The organism is Sphingobium sp. (assembly GCF_035511395.1).
Taxonomy (GTDB): domain Bacteria; phylum Pseudomonadota; class Alphaproteobacteria; order Sphingomonadales; family Sphingomonadaceae; genus Sphingobium.
Map to the genome: position 1 here is coordinate 1 of NZ_DATKFP010000140.1, position 18,807 is coordinate 18,807.

Sequence of the window (18,807 nt, forward strand, 5' to 3'; positions counted from 1 at the left end):
TGGAAAACGCTCTTAACTTCGCATATTTCCCGCATATTTCGACATGTTATTTCCTTACCGCGAAAGATTATGACAAAGGATCAGGACGGGCGCGCCGTCCCGGTCTGACCCGGCGGCGGGATGGTGACGGCGCGCCGCAGCGCTTCCCAGTCGGCCGGGTCGAGCGGTCCCATGGCGCAGATCGTATCGAGCATGTCACGCAGGGCAATGCGCTGGCGGTGGGGCATGTCCGCGCGCTGTCCAGCGCGTTCAGCACTGATCGTGCGCAAAGCCGCCAGCATGACGCGGTGATTGGGGACGAGGCGGACGCCGACCAGTTCGCCGCGGCGGATGATGGGCCGTTCCTCCCGTCCTTCGATCAGGGCGAAGGCGCGGGCGCGGCTGTCGTCGAGGCCCATTTCCAGCGCCCAGTCCCAGGCGGCGGCGAAACTCTCGCCCCCGGCCTTCTGCCGCAGATGATAGGCCGAGCGGGGCGAACAGCCCACGCTGCGCGCCGCCTGCGCCACCACGCCGCAGCGGGACAGGGCATCGATGAAGGCGCGCTGCGCATCGGCCGTCCAGCCACGCGCACGACGCTGATGCGGGACGGGGGTGAAGCGGAGGAGGGATGGGGTCTTGCTCATGACGCGGACGCTATCATGGGCGCGGATCTGTAGGACAGCGCGGATATCGCTGTCTTGCGTTCGGCGAACATAACACGCCCCTAAGAAACGCAAAGTTCTCCATTGTATGTTTTGAGTGGCGACCCCGGCAGGATTCGAACCTGCGACCATTCGCTTAGAAGGCGAATGCTCTATCCAACTGAGCTACGGGGCCGTGTGCCTGTTGCGATAGCGGGCGACAGCGTGGCTGGCAACAGGGGGGCTGGCAACAGGTCCGCTTGCAATCACCCGTTTGCGCGATAAGCATGTCGCCATGCACGAGGGGGCGGTTCACAAGGTCGATGCCGGGGCGCTGGGTACGCGACCGCTGCGCTATTTCGACTTCTTCATGGCGGCCTTCGTCGCCATATTGCTGCTGTCGAACCTGATCGGCGCGGCCAAGCTCTCCTCGCTCGGCGGTGTCACCTTCGGCGCGGGCATCCTCTTCTTCCCGCTCGGCTATGTGCTGGGCGACGTGCTGACCGAAGTCTACGGCTATGCCCGCGCGCGCCGCTGCGTCTGGGCGGGCTTTGCCGCGATGCTGTTCATGGCGTTGATGAGCTGGGTCGTGGTCGCCCTGCCGCCGGCCGAGGGCTGGCCCGACCAGAAAGCCTATGAGGCGGTGTTCGGCAGCACCTGGCGCATCGTGTTCGCGTCGCTCTGCGCCTTCTGGGCGGGCGAGCTGGCCAACAGCTTCGTCCTCGCCAAGATGAAGCTGCTGACCGATGGCAAGCATCTGTGGATGCGCACCATCGGTTCCACCGTGGTGGGGCAGGGGGTCGACAGCCTGCTCTTCTACCCGCTCGCCTTCTACGGCGACTGGACCAATGCGCAGGTGATGACGGTGATGATCACCAACTGGGCGATGAAGGTCGGCTGGGAAGCGTGCCTGACCCCCGTCACCTATGCCGTGGTCGGCTTCGTCAAGCGGCGCGAGGGGCTGGACATTTATGACGCCGGCACCAACTTCACCCCGTTCCGCACCAGTCTCTGAGAAATTGCATCCGGTAGCGGCATGGTAAAGCTCTGTTTACTCTTTGCCTTCCATTAGGAGGCATGAGCAGGCAGTCGCACCGACATTTCACCGAATCCCTGTTTCGCAAGGCTGCGTCCAAGCCAGCGGCGTCCAATATCGTGGCCCTCGATTCGACCATGGCGGCCGCCGTGTCGCTGGCGCAACGCCGGTTCGAGGCGACTTTCCTCCATGCTCCGATCGGTATCGCCCATGTCGGTCTCGACGGCGCCTTCCTGCTGGTCAATCCGCGCTTCTGCGCTATCAGCGGCTATGATGCCGACACGTTGATCCGCACCGGTTTCCAGCAGATCACCCATCCCGACGACCTCAACGCCGACGAGGCATTGCTGGCGCGCCTCAACGCGGGCGAGATACCGCGTTATTCGATGGAAAAGCGCTATATCCGCGCCGACGGCAGGGTCATCTGGATCAACCTGACGGTGGCGATGGTGCGCGACGAGGCGGACCGGCCCGAATTCTACGTCGCCGTGGTCGAGGATATGTCCGACCTGCGGCAGGCCAGTTTCGAGGCGGTGCATGATCCGCTGACCGGCCTGCTCAACCGTCGCGGTTTTGCCTGCCGAGCGCGCGACATGCTGGCCGACACCGCGCGCGCGGGACGCCGCGCCAGCCTGTTCTTCCTCGATCTCGACGGCTTCAAGCAGCTGAACGACGGCCTCGGCCATGCCGCCGGGGACAGCTGCCTGGCCGATGTCGCGCAACTGCTGAAGGATGAGGTCCATCCCGGCGATATCGTCGCGCGGATCGGCGGCGACGAGTTTCTGCTGCTGATTTCCGAACGCGACGATCAGGCGTCTCCGGCCGTGGCGGAAGCGGTTCGGGAAAGCATCGCCGCCTATGGCTCCGGCATCAGTTGCAGCCTGGGCCTCGTTACCGCCGACGCGCCCGATCCGGCCGACCTGGACCGGCTGATCGCCTGCGCCGACGATGCGATGCGCGCTGCCAAGCGCGCCGGCAAGAACCGGGTCTGCACCGCCACCTTCATCTGAAGCTATTGAGCGGGATAGGTCGCCGCGACGAAATACAGCCCGTCCGGCGGCGCATTGAGGCCGAGCGCAGCGCGATCCTTCGCCTCCAGCGCGGCGCGCAGATCGTCCGCGCTCCACCGCCCCATGCCGACCATGGCGAGGCATCCGATCATCGAGCGCACCTGATGATGCAGGAAGGATCGCGCCGCCGCATGGATGGCGATGCGATCGCCGTCGCGCTCCACGTCCAACCGGTCGAGCGACTTGACCGGACTTTCCGCCTGGCAATGGGCGGACCGGAAGGTGGTGAAGTCGTGCCGCCCCACCAGTATCTGGGCCGCATCGTGCATCGCATCGGTGTCGAGCGTCTGGACGACGCGCCACATCAGCCCATGCCCGAAGGTGAGCGGCGCACGGCGATTGACGATGCGATAGACATAGGACCGCCCGACGCAGGAAAAGCGCGCATGCCAGTCGTCGGCGACCGTCTCGCACGCCAGGATGGCGACCGGATCGGGCCGCATCTTCGCGTTCAATGCTTCCATCAGGCGGAAGGGGGCGATATCCTTTGCGATCTCGGCATGGGCGCGCATGGCGAGGCCATGGACGCCCGCATCGGTGCGCCCGGCGGCATGGATCACCGCGCGCTCGCCGGTGACGGCGAAGATGGCGTCCTCAATCGTCTGCTGCACGCTCGGCCCATGCGCCTGACGCTGCCAGCCCATGAAGGGGCGCCCGTCAAATTCGACGGTGAAGGCGAAGCGGGTCATATTTGACCGTCGCTTTGATCAGCCATCCACCCGGCTCCCCGCCGGCATGTCGTAACCGCGCAGCAGTTCGCCTGGCGTCATCGCGCCCTTGCCCGCGCGCTGGATCAGCGTCGGGCGGATCGCATCGTGGCCGCAACCGATCAGCAGGCTGTCGTCCAGCAGTTCGCCCGGCATTCCTTGATGATGCTCGATATGCGCCGCGAGGATGCGGAAACGCTCGCCGCGATATTCGAAGAAGGCGCCGGGGAAGGGATTGAAGGCGCGGACCTGCCGCTCGACCTGATGCGCATCCTTCGTGAAGTCGATGCGCGATTCCGCCTTGTCGATCTTGGCAGCGTAAGTGACGCCCTCTTCGGGCTGGGCCATGGGCGGGTGGAGCGATATGTCGTCCAGCACCTCGACCATCAGGTCCGCGCCGGCCTGCGCCAGTTCGGCGGTCAGGTGGCCGGCGGTCTTGTCCTCGATCGGGGTGACATGCTTGGCGCGCATCGGCCCGGTGTCGAGGCCTGCCTCCATGTCCATGATCGTCACGCCGGTGACATTGTCGCCCGACAGGATCGACCGCTGGATCGGCGCCGCCCCGCGCCAGCGCGGCAGCAGCGAAGCGTGGATGTTCATGCAGCCATGGCGCGGCGCGTCGAGCACGGCGCGCGGCAGGATCAGCCCATAGGCGGCAACCACCGCGACATCGGCGTTCAGCGCGGCGAATTGGGCCTGCACCTCCGCATCCTTGAGCGAGACGGGCGTGCGCACCGCGATCTCCAGCTCCTCGGCGCGCTGATGCACGGGCGAGGGGCGCAAGGCCTTGCCGCGACCCGCAGGGCGGGGCGGCTGGCTGTAGACCGCAACGACGTCATGACCCGCCTTCACCAGCGCGTCGAGCGCGGGAACGGCGAAATCGGGGGTGCCCATATAGATGATACGCATGATCTGTGTCCGATTCCGGAGCGGGTTGGCACCGCATCCGAAATGCGCCGGAGGACGCATTTCCAAAGAAGCTCCTCAAACCCCTTGTCTCTTCCAGTTGCAACCCCTTATCTCACGATATGGCCTCTCCAGAAATCGAAGCATTGACCCAGGCGCTGTCCCGCCTGCCCGGTCTTGGTCCCCGTTCGGCGCGGCGCGCGGTGCTGCACCTGCTGAAGCGCCGCGAAGGCGCGATGGAGCCGTTGCTGCGCGCGCTGGAGGCGGTGAACGAGCGGCTCGTCACCTGCGCCACCTGCGGCAATGTCGATACGGTCGACCCCTGCGGCATCTGCGCCGATCCGCGCCGCGATCCGCGCGCGCTCTGCGTGGTGGAGGATGTGTCGGACCTCTGGGCGCTCGACAAGTCGCGCCTCTTCCCCGGCCGCTTCCATGTGCTGGGCGGACGCCTGTCCGCGCTGGAGGGCGTGCGGCCGGAGGATCTCACCATCGACGCGCTGGTCGGCCGGCTTGAGCAGGGCGGCATCGACGAGGTGGTGCTGGCGATGAACGCCACGCTGGAGGGGCAGACCACCGCCCATTATCTCGCCGAGCGGCTGGAGCGTTTCCCGATCCGCCTGACCCAGCTGGCCCATGGCGTCCCGGTCGGCGGCGAACTCGACTATCTGGACGAGGGCACGCTGGCGCAGGCACTGCGCGCGCGGCGGCCTGTGGGATAGAGGGGCGACCTGCCAAAGCTGCCAGCTTTCCCGGCCGTCGCGCTTCGCTACACCGAGCGTAACGACAGACCGAAAAAGGATGCCCCGATGATCGACCTCAGCCGCACCCATCACAAGGGGATCGCCGTCGCAGACATCGACCGGGCGGTGGCGGATTATGGCGCGGCGCTGGGCCTGACCTTCGCGCCGGTGCGCGATTTCGACCCCTTGCCCTTCTGGACGCCGGAGGAGGGCGCGCGGGAGATCAAGGTGCGCGCCACCTACTCGCTGGGCGGGCCGATCCATGTCGAACTGGTGCAGGGCGACAGCCCCTTCTACGATCCCGCCAGTCCTGAAGGCGCGCGCCATGTCGGCGTCTGGGTCGACGACCTGCCGGCCGAGGCGGAACGGCTTGCGGGCCTTGGCTGGACCATCCGGGCCGCCAATGCCGCACCGCAGGACGGCTATGGCATGATCGCCTATTTCGCCTCTCCGGACAAAGCGTTGCTGGTCGAACTCATTTCCGCCGCGCTCAAGCCGGCGATCGATGAATGGCTGGGGGAGGGGTGAGGGTGCAGGCGCTCGCTTGATATTTCGCCCTGTTCCATCTATGTTCGGCACATGGCAATTCTTCCGATCCTTGAGGCGCCCGATCCGCGCCTGCGTACCATTTCGACCCCTGTCGAGGCGATCGACGACGATCTGCAGCGGCTGATCGACGACATGTTCGAGACCATGTATGACGCGCCGGGCATCGGCCTGGCCGCGATCCAGGTCGGCGTGCCCAAGCGGGTGCTGGTCATGGACCTGCAGGAACCGGAATCGGATGAGGAAGGCGCGCCGGCGGTCAAGAAGCCGATGGTCTTCATCAACCCTGAAATCCTCAAGGGGTCCGACGACCTGTCGGTCTACAACGAGGGTTGCCTGTCGGTCCCCGACCAGTTCGCCGAAGTGGAGCGTCCGGCGGTGATCCGCGCCAGCTGGATGGACCGCGACGGCCGCATTCATGAGGAACAGCTGGAAGGCCTGCTCGCCACCTGCCTCCAGCATGAGATCGATCATCTGGAGGGCGTGCTCTTCATCGACCATCTCTCGCGCCTGAAGCGCGACATGCTGCTCAAGAAACTGAACAAGGCGCGTCGCGCGGCCTGATTGCTCAGATCAGGTGCCAAGGAGAAAAAAGCCCCGGCCAGGATGGTCGGGGCTTTTTTCATTCCTATTGCAAAGGGGCAGGCCGGGATCATGCCAAATATCGGGGAGTGCTTGTGCGTGGAAAAAAGGCTCCATAGACTGTCTCAGACCTATGGGAGCGAATCTGAATGCGCATTATCGTTTTTGGGACTGGAAGTGCGGCCAAGGATTTTCTGAGCATGTTGCCATCGCAAGTCGATGTGGTGGCGCTGAGCGACAATGACGCATCGAAGCATGGCGCGAAGGTGGACGGCCACGATGTCGTTTCCCCGCGCGAACTGAATGATCTGGCGTTCGACTATGTGGTGGTCACGGCCCGTGCCGTCGATCCGATCCGGCAGGGCCTGGTGGAAGCGGGCGTGCCGGCCGAACGGATCGTCGCCTACTATCCCAGCTATAGCGAGAAGCTGCACGTAATGGCCAATCGCGATATCGCGATATTGAACGACCATCTGGGGCTCGATCTGCCGCCGATCGGCCTCGCGACCATGTATCTGGACCATGACGAGCGTGCGGACAGCCCCGATGACGGACCGGTCGATTTCGTCCGGAACAAGGCCTTCCATCTTGCGGCGCGACAGATACGGGATCGGGGCATTGCGGGGGCCGTTGCGGAACTGGGCGTCTATCGCGGCGATCAGGCACGGCGGATCAACCGTCTGTTCCCCGACCGGCCGCTTTATCTGTTCGATACCTTCACAGGCTTTTCGGATCGTGATCTGGCGTCGGAAAATGCGGGCGACCTGTCGTCCGCGATCGTCGGCGATTTCGTCGATACCAGCGTGGACCTGGTGCTGGGCAAGCTGGCCCAGCCGGAATTGGCGAAGGTGTTTCCGGGCTATTTCCCGGAAACCGCGACCGGCATCGAGGAGCGGTTCGCCTTCGTCAGCCTCGACGTCGACCTCTATGATCCGACCCGTGCCGGCTTGTCATGGTTCTACGAGCGGCTCAATCCGGGCGGCTATATCTTCGTCCATGACTATAATAACCGCCGCTATCTGGGCGTGCGCAAGGCGGTGGACGAGTTCGTCAAGGAAAGCGGCGCCTGTTTCGTGCCGCTGCCCGATTTCGCAGGATCGGTCATCATCGCGAAGTGAGAGCGGGCCATCAGCCAGGTTTCAGGAAGACGGCCCGGATAAGCGGGCCATCTTCCTGACGTGGATCAGCGGGACACCGGCGTAATGGCGCGGATTTTCCCGTCCATGACCGACGGCGCGTAGATGAGCGTCTGCGACCCATAGTTCGAGCAGTAGATGCCTGCGCCGCCGCCTAGCACGGCAATTTCAAGCTCTTGCGCCGCCGAAGACTGGGCGGACGTCAACTGTCCCTTCTTGATCCAGCTGCGCCGGACATTGGTCCGCAGGTCGATCGCGTCTCCGGTGGCCAGGAAGATCTCGCCGCCGCTGATGCAGAACCGGCCCGGTACCCCTGTGGGAGCATTATTGTTGGCGACGGACTGAAGCGTCCCGCCGCTCAGCCTGTAGATCTTGCTGCCCTGGCTGAAATAGAGCGCGCCATCAATCCACACCATGTCGACGATCATGCCGTTTTCGGGCAGCGTCCAGTACCGCGACTGCTGGGTAGGGCTGTAAAGATAGAGCATGTTGCCCAGGCCGACATAGAGTTCAGGATTGTCGGGATGCGAGATCATGGCATCGGCTTCCCCGGTGAGTCCCGGCGTCGCATCCGTGGTGAAATGATCGGTGATCGAGTTGGGCTTCGTATATTGGCCATCGTCCTGGAAGATCTTGTAGCCGTTCACCCCGATCGTCGTCGGCTGGTACCACTGGATCCAGGGGCGCGAGGCAACGATGCCGCTTCGCGCGCCTGAAGCGACACGCTTGACGCCATAATAGCCGAACACGGATTCTTCGGCGATGGTCGAGACGCCGCCGTTATTGACGGTGTGCAGACCCCATCGGTCCTTGCCGTCCCCTTCGAAGGAGCGACCGCCCCAGTAGAAGCTGACCCCGGATCGTGTCTCGGAATAGACGTTACTTGGCGCATAATCTTCGACACTGCTGCCGGCGCCGCTGTTGGGAACCGCGATATACCAGGCATCGCTGAAGGACGGCACGCCGCGCAGCTTGAGGACGGCGTCCGGCTTGCTGTCGTCCGCATAGCGGACGCGCATATAGAGTCCGGCGTTGGTAACATGGAATTCATCCACATTATCGCCTGTGCCGACCGGGATCGCCCCCATGTCCACGGATGCGACCTGTCCGGTTCCCGTCGGCGTGGGCGTTGGAGTTGGGGTTGGTGTCGGCGAGGGGGTTGGCGTCGGCACACTGACCGATCCTCCCGACGAGCCGCCATCCTCGCCGCCACATGCGGAGAGCATGCCGATCAGCAGGCTGCTGGCCGCAAGCTGTAGTCCAATGCGCGCCCGCCGCTTGAACGGCTGTCGTACCAATTTGAAATTCATCGTCTTTCCCCACTTGGTTAAGCGGGTCGACGGATAGAAATGCCTGTCCTTATGGTCATGCCCAACTTGGGGGATAAATGGCGCGCGCCTGAAATTGTCTCGCCAGGCCAGAGCGCGCTGCGTTGAATCAGACGCAGGTCGCGCGCTCCAATTTTCGTTTTCGCATCGTTTCAAGCGCAAAACCGGTTCCCACTTTTGCGCACGATGCTCTAGAGCGACTCCATGACATCACAGATCACCATCCGCCGCCCCGACGACTGGCACGTGCATCTTCGCGATGGCGAGATGCTGGACATGGTCGCCAATTTTACCGCGCGCCAGTTCGCGCGCGCCATCGTGATGCCCAACCTGTCGCCGCCGGTCGTCACCGTCGCCGCGGCGGAGGCCTATCGGGATCGGATCGTCGCCGCGCTGCCGGCCGGTTCGGACTTTACGCCATTGATGGTCTGCTATCTGACCGACGATGCCGATCCGGCGGAAATCGCGCGCGGGTACGAGCAGGGCGTGTTCGCCGCCTGCAAGCTCTATCCCGCCCACGCCACCACCAATTCCTCGCACGGCGTCACCGATGTCCGCAAGCTGACCGGCCTGCTGGAAACCATGCAGCGGATCGGGATGCCGCTGCTGATCCATGGCGAGGTGACGGATCGCGACATCGATATTTTCGACCGGGAAGCGGTGTTCATCGACCGCATCCTGACGCCGCTGGTACGCGATTTCCCGGCGCTCAGGATCGTGCTCGAACATATCACCACGGCCGAAGCGGCCGAGTTCGTCGCAGGAAGCGGCCCGCAGATCGGCGCGACGATCACGCCCCAGCATCTCATCATCAACCGCAACGCGATCTTCGACGGCGGCATCCGTCCACACGCCTATTGCCTGCCGGTCGCCAAGCGGGAGCAGCATCGTCTCGCGGTTCGCAAGGCCGCCGTGTCGGGATCGCCCAAATTCTTCCTCGGCACCGACAGCGCGCCGCACGCCATCGGCCGCAAGGAATCGTCCTGCGGTTGCGCCGGCATCTTCAACGCCCCCTATGCCCTGGAAAGCTATGCCCAGGTCTTCGAGGAGGAAGGCGTTCTGGACCGACTGGAGGGCTTCGCGTCCGAACATGGCCCCAATTTCTACGGCCTGCCGCTCAACGAGGGCACGGTGACGCTGGTGCGCGAGGATGTGGTCGTGCCGGATACGATCGGCGAGGGCGCACTGAGTGTCGTTCCCTTCCACGCCGGCGAAACGATGCGGTGGCGCCTGGTCGACTGACCCGTCCCACGCGTTTGCCGATGCCATGAAAAAAACTCTCCGGAGCGATCCGGAGAGGTTTTTTCATGGCATCGGCGATGGCGCCTCGGTCAGGCGTTATGCCATTCCCTCGGTATCCAGCGCATAACCGGCCGAACGGACGGTGCGGATGATGTCCTGATACTGGCCGTCCGCGTTGATCGCCTTGCGCAGGCGGCGGATATGGACGTCGACGGTGCGCAGTTCGATGTCGCTGTCCTGGCCCCAGACGCTGTCGAGCAGCCGTTCGCGCGAGAAGACCCAGCCCGGATGCTCCAGGAAATGCTTGAGCAGGCGGAACTCGGTCGGGCCGAGCGGGATCACCTGGCCGCTGCGGCGGACCTTGTGGCCGACCGTGTCCATCTCGACATCGGCGAAGCTCAGCGTCTCGCCGGCCAGCGCCGGGCGTACGCGGCGCAGCACCGCGCCGACGCGCGCCACCAGTTCGCGGGGGGAGAAGGGCTTGGTCACATAATCGTCCGCGCCGGTTTCCAGGCCCCGGACCCGGTCCTCTTCCTCGCCGCGGGCGGTGAGCATGATGATCGGGATGTTGGCGGTGCCGTTCATGCGGCGCAGGCGGCGGCACACCTCGATCCCCGACAGGCTTTCGACCATCCAGTCGAGCAGTACGATGTCGGGCACATTTTCCTGCGCCATCAGCAAGGCTTCCTCGCCGTCGACCGTGTGGGCGACCTCGAAATCCTCGCGCTTGAAATGCCAGATGAGCAGTTCGGCCAGCGCCGCGTCATCCTCCACCAGCAGCATCTTCGCTCGCGCCATATCTTAGTCCTCCGGCTGGATGTCGGCGCCGCGTTCGCGCTCGGGCAGGGTCTGGCCGGTGGCCGCGTAATAGACCATTTCAGCGACATTGGTCGCATGGTCGCCGATCCGCTCGATATTCTTGGCGATAAACAGCAGATGCGCGCATTCGCTGATCGTCTTGGGATTTTCGACCATGAAGGTGACGAGCGTGCGGAAGACGCTGTTGTAGAAATCGTCCACCACCGTATCGCGCTCGACCACCGCGACGGCCAGGTCCGGGTCGCGCGCGGCAAAGGCGTTCAGCGCATCCTGCACCATCTCGGCCGCGACCTGGCCCATCGACGGCAGCAGCGCGATCGGCTCCTGCGTGCGCTTGTTGTCCGCGATCAGGGGCACGCGCTTGGCGATATTCTTGGCATAGTCGCCGATCCGCTCGACCACGCTGACGATCTTGAGCGCGGCGATCACGTCGCGCAGGTCGTTGGCCATCGGCGCGCGCAGGGCGATGATCTCGATCGCGAGCTTTTCGACTTCCGCCTCGATCGCGTCGATACGCTTGTCGTCGGCGACGACCTGCGCCGCCAGTTCCCGGTCGTGGCGTTGCAGCGCCACGATCGCATTCTCGATCGCCGCTTCGGCACGACCGCCCATTTCGGCGATCAGACCGCGCAGCTTGTCCATTTCCTGGTCAAATGCCTTGATCGTATGTTCAGCCATATTCCTGTCTCCCCCGCTCAGCCGTACCGACCGGTGATATAGTCTTTGGTCCGCTCCTGACGCGGATTGGTGAAGATGTCCGACGTCACGCCATATTCGACCAGTTCGCCCAGGTGGAAGAAGGCGGTCCGCTGCGACACGCGGGCGGCCTGCTGCATGTTATGGGTCACGATCACGATCGCGTAGCGGCCGCGCAGTTCGTGGATCAGCTCCTCGATCTTGGCGGTGGCGATCGGGTCGAGCGCCGAGCAGGGCTCGTCCATCAGGATGACTTCCGGCTCCACCGCGATGGCACGGCCGATGCACAGGCGCTGCTGCTGGCCGCCCGACAAGGCGGTGCCGCTGTCGTGCAGCCGATCCTTCACTTCGTCCCACAGGCCTGCGCGGCGCAGCGACTTTTCGACGATCACGTCCATGTCCGCCTTGCCCGCGGCCAGGCCGTGGATGCGCGGCCCATAGGCGATATTCTCGTAGATCGACTTGGGGAAGGGGTTGGGCTTCTGGAACACCATGCCGACGCGCGCGCGCAGCTGCACCACGTCCATGGAGGGGGCGTAGATATCCTCGCCGTCCAGCGTGATCATGCCTTCGACCCGCGCCGACGCGACGGTGTCGTTCATGCGGTTGAGCGTCCGCAGGAAGGTCGACTTGCCGCAGCCCGACGGGCCGATGAAGGCGGTGACATGGTCCATGCCGACGTCGATCGACACGCCCTTGATCGCCTGCTTGGGGCCATAGAAGACCTTGATGTCGCGGGCGGTCATCTTCGGGTTGGCGATGGCCAGGCTTTGCTGTTCTTCAGTCATGGGTGTCTTTACCACCGTGTTTCAAACTTGTTGCGCAGGTAGATGGCGAGGCCGTTCATCGCGAGCAGGAAGACCAGCAAAACGATGATCGCGGCGGAGGTCTTCTCGACGAAGCCCTTGGAGACTTCGTCCGACCAGAGGAAGATCTGCACCGGCAGCACCGTCGCCGGATCGGTGATGCCGCCCGGCGGGGTGGCGATGAAGGCGCGCATGCCGATCATCAGCAGCGGCGCCGTTTCGCCCAGCGCGCGGGCCATGCCGATGATCGTGCCGGTCAGGATGCCGGGCAAAGCGAGCGGCAGGACATGCTGGAACACCACCTGCACCGGCGACGCGCCGATGCCGAGCGCGGCGTCGCGGATGCTGGGCGGCACCGACTTGATCGCGTTGCGGCCGGCGATGACGATGACCGGCATGGTCATCAGCGCCAGCGTCATGCCGCCGATCAGCGCGGCCGAGCGGGGCAGGTGCAGGAAGTTGAGGAAGATCGACAGGCCGAGCAGGCCGAAGATGATCGACGGCACGGCGGCGAGGTTGTTGATCGACACTTCGATGATGTCGGTCCACCAGGCCTTGGGCGCATATTCCTCCAGATAGAGGGCGGTCGCCACGCCGATCGGGAAGCTGAGCACCAGCGTCACCAGCATCGTCAGCAACGACCCCTTGAACGCGCCCCAGATGCCGACCTGGGTCGGATCGGTGCCGTCGCTGGCGGTCAGGAAGTTCCAGTTGAACCCGGTCGACAGTACGCCCTGTTGCTTGAGGCGGGCGACTTCGGCCTCGGCCTCGGGCGTGCCCTTGCTCTTGGCGGCGAGGTCGATCGCGGTCGATGCGGGGACGCGGATCGTCTCGGTGCGGCTGAGGATCTTGGGATCGGCCTTGATCGCGTCGCGGATGCTGACCCAGGCGGTGGGCGACAGCAACGCATCGGCATCGCCGCCCAGCGCCTTCTTCGCGATCGTGCCCGTCACCATCGGCAGGTTGGCCTGGCTGAGTGCCTCGTCGGTGATGGCGGCGGGATCGAGCAGCAGCGGCGAGGCCGGGAAGTCGACCTTCAGCGCGATCTCGGTCCGGGTGAAGCCACGCAGGCCGTTGCCCATCATGGTGAAGAGCAGGAAGGCGAGGAAGGCGGCGGAGAGCAGCACCGCGCCCAGGCCCAGCAGGCGGAAGCGGCGCTCGCGGGCGTAGCGCCGGCTGATCCGCTTGCGCATCGCGTCCGACTTCCAGTCGGTGGGAACACGGGCGGGGTGGGTCATGACGGCCTCCGGGTCGGAGATGGCGTTCGAGAGCAGGCTCATTCGTAAGCCTCGCGATATTTCTTCACGACCCGCAGGGCCACGATGTTGAGCAGCAGGGTGACGATGAACAGCACCAGTCCCAGCGCGAAGGCCGCCAGCGTCTTGGCGCTGTCGAACTCCTGGTCGCCGGTCAGCAGCTGGACAATCTGGGTCGTCACGGTGGTCACGCTGGCGAAGGGATTGAGGGTCAGGTTCGCAGCCAGACCAGCCGCCATCACCACGATCATCGTTTCGCCGATGGCGCGGCTGACGGCCAGCAGCACGCCGCCGACGACGCCGGGCAGGGCGGCGGGGATGAGGACGCGGGTGATCGTCTCGCTGGTGGTCGCGCCCATCGCCAGGCTGCCGTCGCGCATCGACTGCGGCACGGCGGCGATGCTGTCGTCGGCCATGGAGGAGACGAAGGGAATGATCATCACGCCCATGACGAGACCGGCCGCCAGCGCGCTTTCGGAACTGGCACCATGGATGCCGACCGACACCGCCAGGTCGCGCAGCGCGGGGGCGACGGTCAGCGCGGCGAAATAGCCGTAGACGACGGTCGGAACGCCCGCGAGCACTTCAAGGATGGGCTTCATCCACTTGCGCACGGTCGGGCTGGCATATTGGGTGAGGTAGACCGCGCTCATCAGACCGAGCGGGATGGCGACGATCATGGCGATGATAGCGCCGATGAAGATGGTGCCCCAGAAGAGCGGCACCGCGCCGAACGCATCCTCATTGCCATAGCCCATGGCGGCCGACTGCGGCGACCATTTCAGGCCGAACAGGAAATCGAGCGGGTTCACCATCGAGAAGAAGCGGAAGCTTTCCCACAGCAGCGACGCGACGATGCCGAGCGTCGTCACGATCGCCAGCAGCGAGGCGACCAGCAGGGCCGCCATCACCAGCCGCTCGACCCGCGTGCGCGCCCGGAAGTCGGGACGGATGCGCGTGAAGGCGTAGGCGCCGCCGGCAAAGGCCAGGATCAGCGCCAGCACCGCGCCGGCCACGCCATAGCTGTTCAGAGCTTGCGTATAGGGTTCGACCAACGCCTGCGACGCCGGGTTGAAGGCACCGGTCTGCAATCCCATCGCGATCGCCCGTGCCTCGCCCAGAATGGCGGAGCGCGAGAAGGCGTCGGCGGGCAGGCTCTGCGCCGCCGGGTCGGCGAGCACGGCCTGCGTCACGAGACCCGGCGACACATTGGCCCACACGGCCAGGAAGATGCCGGCGGGGATCAGCGTCCACAGCGCGACATACCAGCCATGATAGCCCGGTAGCGAGTGAACGGCGTCGCGGCGCCCGGTAGCGCGCGCGGCGGTCTGTAACCGCAGCGCGCGGGCGCGGGCGCTGACCCAGGCGATCGCGCCCAGGCCCGCCAGCAGCAGCAGGATTGCAGGTCCGGTCATGTCGCCCTTACTTCAGCTGCGAACCGTCAAGGACAGTCAGCGACTTGACCGTTTCGGCGCTTGCCTTGCGGACGTCTTCAGGGGCCGCGACCATGCCGCGCTTGGTCAGCGCGCCGTCGGGGTTCCAGTTGGCGGCGAAGGTGTTGAGGAAGTTCTGAAGGCCGGGGATGGCCGTCATGTGCGCCTTCTTCACATAGATGTAGAGCGGGCGGGCACCCGGATACTGGCCGGTCGACACGGTTTCATAGGTCGCTTCGACGCCGTTGATCGGTACGTCCTTCAGCGTGTCCTTGTTTTCCTCAAGGAAGCTGTAGCCGAAGACGCCGACCGCATTGGGGTTCGCGCCCAGCTTCTGGACGATCAGATTGTCGTTCTCGCCCGAGTCGACATATTTGCCGTCTTCGCGGATGCGGGTGCAGGTCGCCTTATATTCGTCTTCGTTCTTTTCCTTGAGCGCCTTCATCGCCTCGTCGCTCTGGCAGCCCTTTTCCAGGATCAGCTCGGCGAGCGAGTCGCGGGTGCCGCTGGTCGAGGGCGGGCCGAAAACGGCAATGGCGATCGCGGGCAGGCTGGGGTCCACATCCTTCCAGGTCTGGGCCTTGTTCGGACCCTTGCCATAGGGATTGGCGGCCAGCGCCTCATAGACGATCTTGGGGGTGAGCTTCAGGCCCGGACCCTGCTTCGATTCGGCGAAGGCGAGGCCGTCGACGCCGACCTGGATTTCGATGATGTCCTTCACGCCATTGGCGGCGCACTGGTCGAACTCGGCCTTCTTCATCCGGCGCGACGCATCGGCGATGTCGGGATGCTGGGCGCCCACGCCCGCGCAGAACAGCTTCATGCCGCCGCCGGTGCCGGTCGATTCGACGATCGGCGACTTCATGCCGGGATTGCCCTGCACGAACAGTTCGGCGACGGCCGTGGCGAAGGGATAGACGGTGGAGGAGCCGACCGCGCGAATCTGATCGCGGGTGGCGCCGGCGCCGCCGGACTGGTCGCCGCAAGCGGCAAGGCTGAGCACGCTCACGGTCGTGGCGGCGATCAGGGCGAACTTCTTCACGAAAACCTCCATCATCAAGGTCGCGATTCGCATGTCGCGCCCCCCAATGAGGAGCGCCCTAGTCGCGGACCATCGCGCCTTTGTGACAGTCAGGTTTCATTTTCATGACACCGTGTCCGAAAGCGCCGACGGACGTCGTTTTTCGTCGAATTTTCCTTGGACTTCCTCGACCGGCGGGGGGAGGAGGACGGTAATGGTCGTGCCCTTGCCCAGGGTGCTGGCGATATCGAACCGGCCGCGATGGCGCTCGACGATATGCTTTACGATGGCCAGGCCCAGCCCTGTGCCGCCCATCGCCCGGCTGCGCCCCGAATCGACGCGATAGAAACGCTCGGTCAGGCGGGGAAGGTGGTCCGGGCCGATACCCTCGCCCTCGTCGGCGACGGTCAGCCGGGTCATGCCGCTCGGCCCTTCGTTCAGCGTGACGCGAATCGGCGTGCCGGGGCGGCCATATTTGACCGAATTGCCAATCAGATTGTGGAGCAGCTGCGACAGTTGCGCGCGGTCGCCCTGCACCACGGGCAGTTGCGGCGTGATCTCCATCTCCACCTCGCGCCCGCGATCGCCATGGCTGGAGCGGAAGACGCCGACCACCTCGGCCGCCAGTTCGGACAGGTCGACGCGGGCGTCGGGAAGGCGATATTTTTCCGACTCGATCCGGCTCAATGAAATCAGGTCGTCGATCAGTCGCTGCATCCGCCGCGCCTCGCCGTCCATGATTTTCAAGAAGCGCTGACGGGTTTCAGTGTCCTTGCCCAGTTCCGGGTCGGCCAGCGTCTCGATGAAGCCCAATATGCCGGCCAGCGGCGTGCGCAGCTCGTGGCTGGCATTGGCGACGAAGTCGACGCGCATCCGCTCGGCGGCATGGGTGCCGCTATGGTCGACCAGGTGGACGAGGCGGCGCATGTCGCGCACCGCGCCGACGGGCGCCACGCGCATCTGCCAGCGCTGGTCGCGGGTGCCCAGGCCCACCAGCTCGATCATGATCGGCTCGGCCAGCGGAGCAAGGCTGGCCAGACGTTCGGCAGCGGCCGGGTGGCGGATCGCGATGCGGGCATCCTCCCCCTCGATATGCGCGCCCAGCAGGCGCATCGCAGCGCGGTTGGCGCGCACGATCCGGCCCTTTTCCACCAGCATCAGCGGGTCGGAAATCCCCTCCAGCAGGCTCGCGAATTCGGGATGGGCGATGAGGTCGGGCTGGTCCAGCGTCACCGTCGGCGCCGCCGGGCGCAGGCCCGCATCGCCCGACGTGATGATCAGCACGATGACCCCCGCCAGCACCGGCAGGGCGATGCTGATGGGGTTGCCGCCCAGCATCAATGCGCCGCCCGTGCCCAGCATCAGCATGGCGAGGGAGGCGGTGATCTGTGAAATACTCAGTCGATTCATGGTTACCATGCTGGATTTGTCGCGTATTTGCTGCGATGTCTTGCCGCAATAGCGTGCAATCTTTACGCTTTGGCAAGCGCGAGATGCGAAACAGGAAAAGATGAGCGAAACGACGCCCGACAAGGACGGCATCACGCCGCAGGACGCCCCCGCGCCGGAAAAGGCGGCGGATGGGGTGGTCGCGTCGCGTCGCCAGCTGCTGATGGGCGGCGCGGTCGCCGCATCGGCGATCGTTTCGATCCGTCCCGCGCTCGCCAATACCGCGGCCTCGGTGCTCAACTGCAACATTCCCGTTCCGGATCAGGGACGGGCGGGCAATTATGTCGCGCCCGATGGCCAGCTGGTGCCGTCGAGCACGCCGGGCGCCTTTCCCGGTGGGCGCAGCTATACCGGGCAGCAGGTGAAGCAGGCGCTGCGCGGCGGTCGCCTGCCGGGTACCGGCTATGAGCAGAACCAGGCCTATCTGAACTATATCCGCCGGCTCCAGCAGGGGACGAGCGGCTTCACCTGCTACGCCTCGCTCCAGATGCCGCGCTGATCCGACCGGTTTTCGCGACGGTTTTATCCATCCTTTCATCAAACGCGCAGAACCCGATACGGCTTGTCCGCGTTGATGCCGTCGAACCTTCAACGGTTCGCATCAACGGCAGACAGGGTCTATGGGTCATCATTTCGCGTCACCGGCACCCGGTCTTTCGGTAGCGGTCTATCTGTATCAGCCCGGCGATGGCGGCCTTGATCGCGTCGCCATCCTGCTCGCCAATCATCTGCTCAGCCGCGGGGTTGCGGTGGAATTGTGGATGACGCGGATGGACGGCAAGAATGCGCATCTGATCGATCCGGACCTAGTCGTCCGTCGCGTGCCCGCACCCCGGAGCGAGCGACGCCTGTCGATGATCGGGCAGTTTCCCGCACTGCACGCGATGGTCCGCCGTCACCGCCCGGACATTCTCTATTCGGCCGGCAACCAGAGCAACATGCTGGCGGCGCTCGCCTGTCTTGGCACCGGCACGCAGGCGGTGGCGCGCATTTCCAACCCCATCGTCCGGCCGACCCAGCCTGCGCTCAGCGCCTGGGCGCGGCTCAAGCGGTTTCGCGCGATCAGTCGCCTGTCGGCGCTCACCATCGTCATGGGCGAGCATGACCGGGCGTTGCTGACCGACAGCGGCGACGTGCGCCTGCTGCCGCGCCCGACGGTGACGCCGGCAATGGATCGCGCCCGCGCCGACCGTGGTCCCCGCGATCCGCTTGCCCCCATCCGCTTGCTGATGGTCGGGCGGCTGGCCGAACAGAAGGACCAGGCGACTGCGCTCGCTGCGCTGGCGCAATTGCCGCATCTCGACTGGCGGCTGACGATCGCGGGATGCGGGCCGCTGCGCGATACGCTGGAGAAGCAGGCGCACGCGCTGGGCATCGCCGACCGGATCGACTTCATCGGCTATGTCGGCGATCC

20 protein-coding genes and 1 tRNA gene are annotated in these 18,807 nt (G+C 65.1%); 9 read left to right on the forward strand and 12 right to left on the reverse strand.

The genetic code is table 11. The features are described from left to right. Nucleotides 1-80: 80 nt before the first annotated feature. Nucleotides 81-623 (reverse strand): hypothetical protein, encoded by a 543-nt coding sequence (locus VMR39_RS09265; protein WP_325415677.1) that lies wholly within the window; start codon nt 621-623, stop codon nt 81-83. Between the two features lie 116 nt (nt 624-739). Then, nucleotides 740-816, reverse strand: a tRNA-Arg gene (locus tag VMR39_RS09270). Nucleotides 817-915: 99 nt separating this feature from the next. On the opposite strand from VMR39_RS09270, the gene VMR39_RS09275 reads away from it, so the two are divergent. Continuing rightward, the gene (locus VMR39_RS09275; protein ID WP_325415678.1) at nt 916-1,635 is read left to right on the forward strand and encodes a queuosine precursor transporter; all 720 of its coding nucleotides are present in this window, start codon (nt 916-918) and stop codon (nt 1,633-1,635) included. Between the two features lie 62 nt (nt 1,636-1,697). After that, entirely contained in the window at nt 1,698-2,666 is a 969-nt protein-coding gene (locus tag VMR39_RS09280) for a GGDEF domain-containing protein (RefSeq protein ID WP_325415679.1), read from the forward strand. 2 nt (nt 2,667-2,668) lie between these two features. Here VMR39_RS09280 and truA read toward each other — a convergent pair whose 3' ends face one another. Together truA and fmt are read right to left on the reverse strand one after the other, a co-directional pair. After that, on the reverse strand, nt 2,669-3,415 hold the full coding sequence (gene truA / locus VMR39_RS09285) for a tRNA pseudouridine(38-40) synthase TruA (RefSeq protein WP_325415680.1): 747 nt from the start codon (nt 3,413-3,415) through the stop codon (nt 2,669-2,671). Nucleotides 3,416-3,433: 18 nt separating this feature from the next. Then, the gene (gene fmt, locus VMR39_RS09290; RefSeq protein WP_325415681.1) at nt 3,434-4,342 is read right to left on the reverse strand and encodes a methionyl-tRNA formyltransferase; all 909 of its coding nucleotides are present in this window, start codon (nt 4,340-4,342) and stop codon (nt 3,434-3,436) included. 119 nt (nt 4,343-4,461) lie between these two features. On the opposite strand from fmt, the gene recR reads away from it, so the two are divergent. The 4 genes from recR to VMR39_RS09310 all read left to right on the forward strand — a co-directional run bounded on the left by recR (nt 4,462) and on the right by VMR39_RS09310 (nt 7,325). Then, on the forward strand, nt 4,462-5,058 hold the full coding sequence (gene recR, locus VMR39_RS09295) for a recombination mediator RecR (protein ID WP_325415682.1): 597 nt from the start codon (nt 4,462-4,464) through the stop codon (nt 5,056-5,058). An 87-nt stretch (nt 5,059-5,145) separates the two neighbouring features. Then, on the forward strand, nt 5,146-5,607 hold the full coding sequence (locus tag VMR39_RS09300) for a VOC family protein (RefSeq protein ID WP_325415683.1): 462 nt from the start codon (nt 5,146-5,148) through the stop codon (nt 5,605-5,607). Nucleotides 5,608-5,658: 51 nt separating this feature from the next. Further along, entirely contained in the window at nt 5,659-6,189 is a 531-nt protein-coding gene (gene def / locus VMR39_RS09305; protein ID WP_325415685.1) for a peptide deformylase, read from the forward strand. Nucleotides 6,190-6,407: 218 nt separating this feature from the next. Continuing rightward, a complete protein-coding gene (locus VMR39_RS09310; protein WP_325415686.1) occupies nt 6,408-7,325 on the forward strand; it encodes a TylF/MycF/NovP-related O-methyltransferase in 918 nt (305 codons plus the stop codon). Nucleotides 7,326-7,390: 65 nt separating this feature from the next. Here VMR39_RS09310 and VMR39_RS09315 read toward each other — a convergent pair whose 3' ends face one another. Next, entirely contained in the window at nt 7,391-8,653 is a 1,263-nt protein-coding gene (locus tag VMR39_RS09315; RefSeq protein WP_325415687.1) for a hypothetical protein, read from the reverse strand. A gap of 222 nt (nt 8,654-8,875) precedes the next feature. Here VMR39_RS09315 and pyrC point away from each other — a divergent pair, with 222 nt between their 5' ends. Further along, nucleotides 8,876-9,913 (forward strand): dihydroorotase, encoded by a 1,038-nt coding sequence (gene pyrC / locus VMR39_RS09320; RefSeq protein WP_325415688.1) that lies wholly within the window; start codon nt 8,876-8,878, stop codon nt 9,911-9,913. A 96-nt stretch (nt 9,914-10,009) separates the two neighbouring features. Here the strand turns inward: pyrC and phoB are convergent, their stop codons facing one another. The 7 genes from phoB to VMR39_RS09355 all read right to left on the reverse strand — a co-directional run bounded on the left by phoB (nt 10,010) and on the right by VMR39_RS09355 (nt 17,354). Beyond that, entirely contained in the window at nt 10,010-10,711 is a 702-nt protein-coding gene (gene phoB, locus VMR39_RS09325; RefSeq protein WP_325415689.1) for a phosphate regulon transcriptional regulator PhoB, read from the reverse strand. A gap of 3 nt (nt 10,712-10,714) precedes the next feature. After that, nucleotides 10,715-11,410, reverse strand: coding sequence for a phosphate signaling complex protein PhoU (gene phoU / locus VMR39_RS09330; RefSeq protein ID WP_325415690.1), 696 nt, complete (start codon nt 11,408-11,410; stop codon nt 10,715-10,717). Between the two features lie 17 nt (nt 11,411-11,427). Next, on the reverse strand, nt 11,428-12,216 hold the full coding sequence (gene pstB / locus VMR39_RS09335; protein ID WP_325415692.1) for a phosphate ABC transporter ATP-binding protein PstB: 789 nt from the start codon (nt 12,214-12,216) through the stop codon (nt 11,428-11,430). Between the two features lie 8 nt (nt 12,217-12,224). Further along, nucleotides 12,225-13,472, reverse strand: coding sequence for a phosphate ABC transporter permease PstA (pstA, locus tag VMR39_RS09340; protein ID WP_325415696.1), 1,248 nt, complete (start codon nt 13,470-13,472; stop codon nt 12,225-12,227). Nucleotides 13,473-13,510: 38 nt separating this feature from the next. Continuing rightward, nucleotides 13,511-14,905 carry a phosphate ABC transporter permease subunit PstC gene (pstC, locus tag VMR39_RS09345; RefSeq protein ID WP_325415693.1) on the reverse strand — a complete coding sequence of 465 codons (1,395 nt, stop codon included), beginning with the start codon at nt 14,903-14,905 and terminating at the stop codon, nt 13,511-13,513. Between the two features lie 7 nt (nt 14,906-14,912). Next, on the reverse strand, nt 14,913-15,977 hold the full coding sequence (locus tag VMR39_RS09350; RefSeq protein ID WP_325415698.1) for a substrate-binding domain-containing protein: 1,065 nt from the start codon (nt 15,975-15,977) through the stop codon (nt 14,913-14,915). A gap of 90 nt (nt 15,978-16,067) precedes the next feature. Continuing rightward, the gene (locus tag VMR39_RS09355) at nt 16,068-17,354 is read right to left on the reverse strand and encodes a sensor histidine kinase (protein WP_325415694.1); all 1,287 of its coding nucleotides are present in this window, start codon (nt 17,352-17,354) and stop codon (nt 16,068-16,070) included. Nucleotides 17,355-17,454: 100 nt separating this feature from the next. Here VMR39_RS09355 and VMR39_RS09360 point away from each other — a divergent pair, with 100 nt between their 5' ends. After that, nucleotides 17,455-17,892, forward strand: coding sequence for a hypothetical protein (locus VMR39_RS09360; RefSeq protein WP_414712480.1), 438 nt, complete (start codon nt 17,455-17,457; stop codon nt 17,890-17,892). 121 nt (nt 17,893-18,013) lie between these two features. After that, a partial coding sequence (locus VMR39_RS09365; RefSeq protein WP_325415695.1) for a glycosyltransferase occupies nt 18,014-18,807 on the forward strand: 794 nt, incomplete at its 3' end.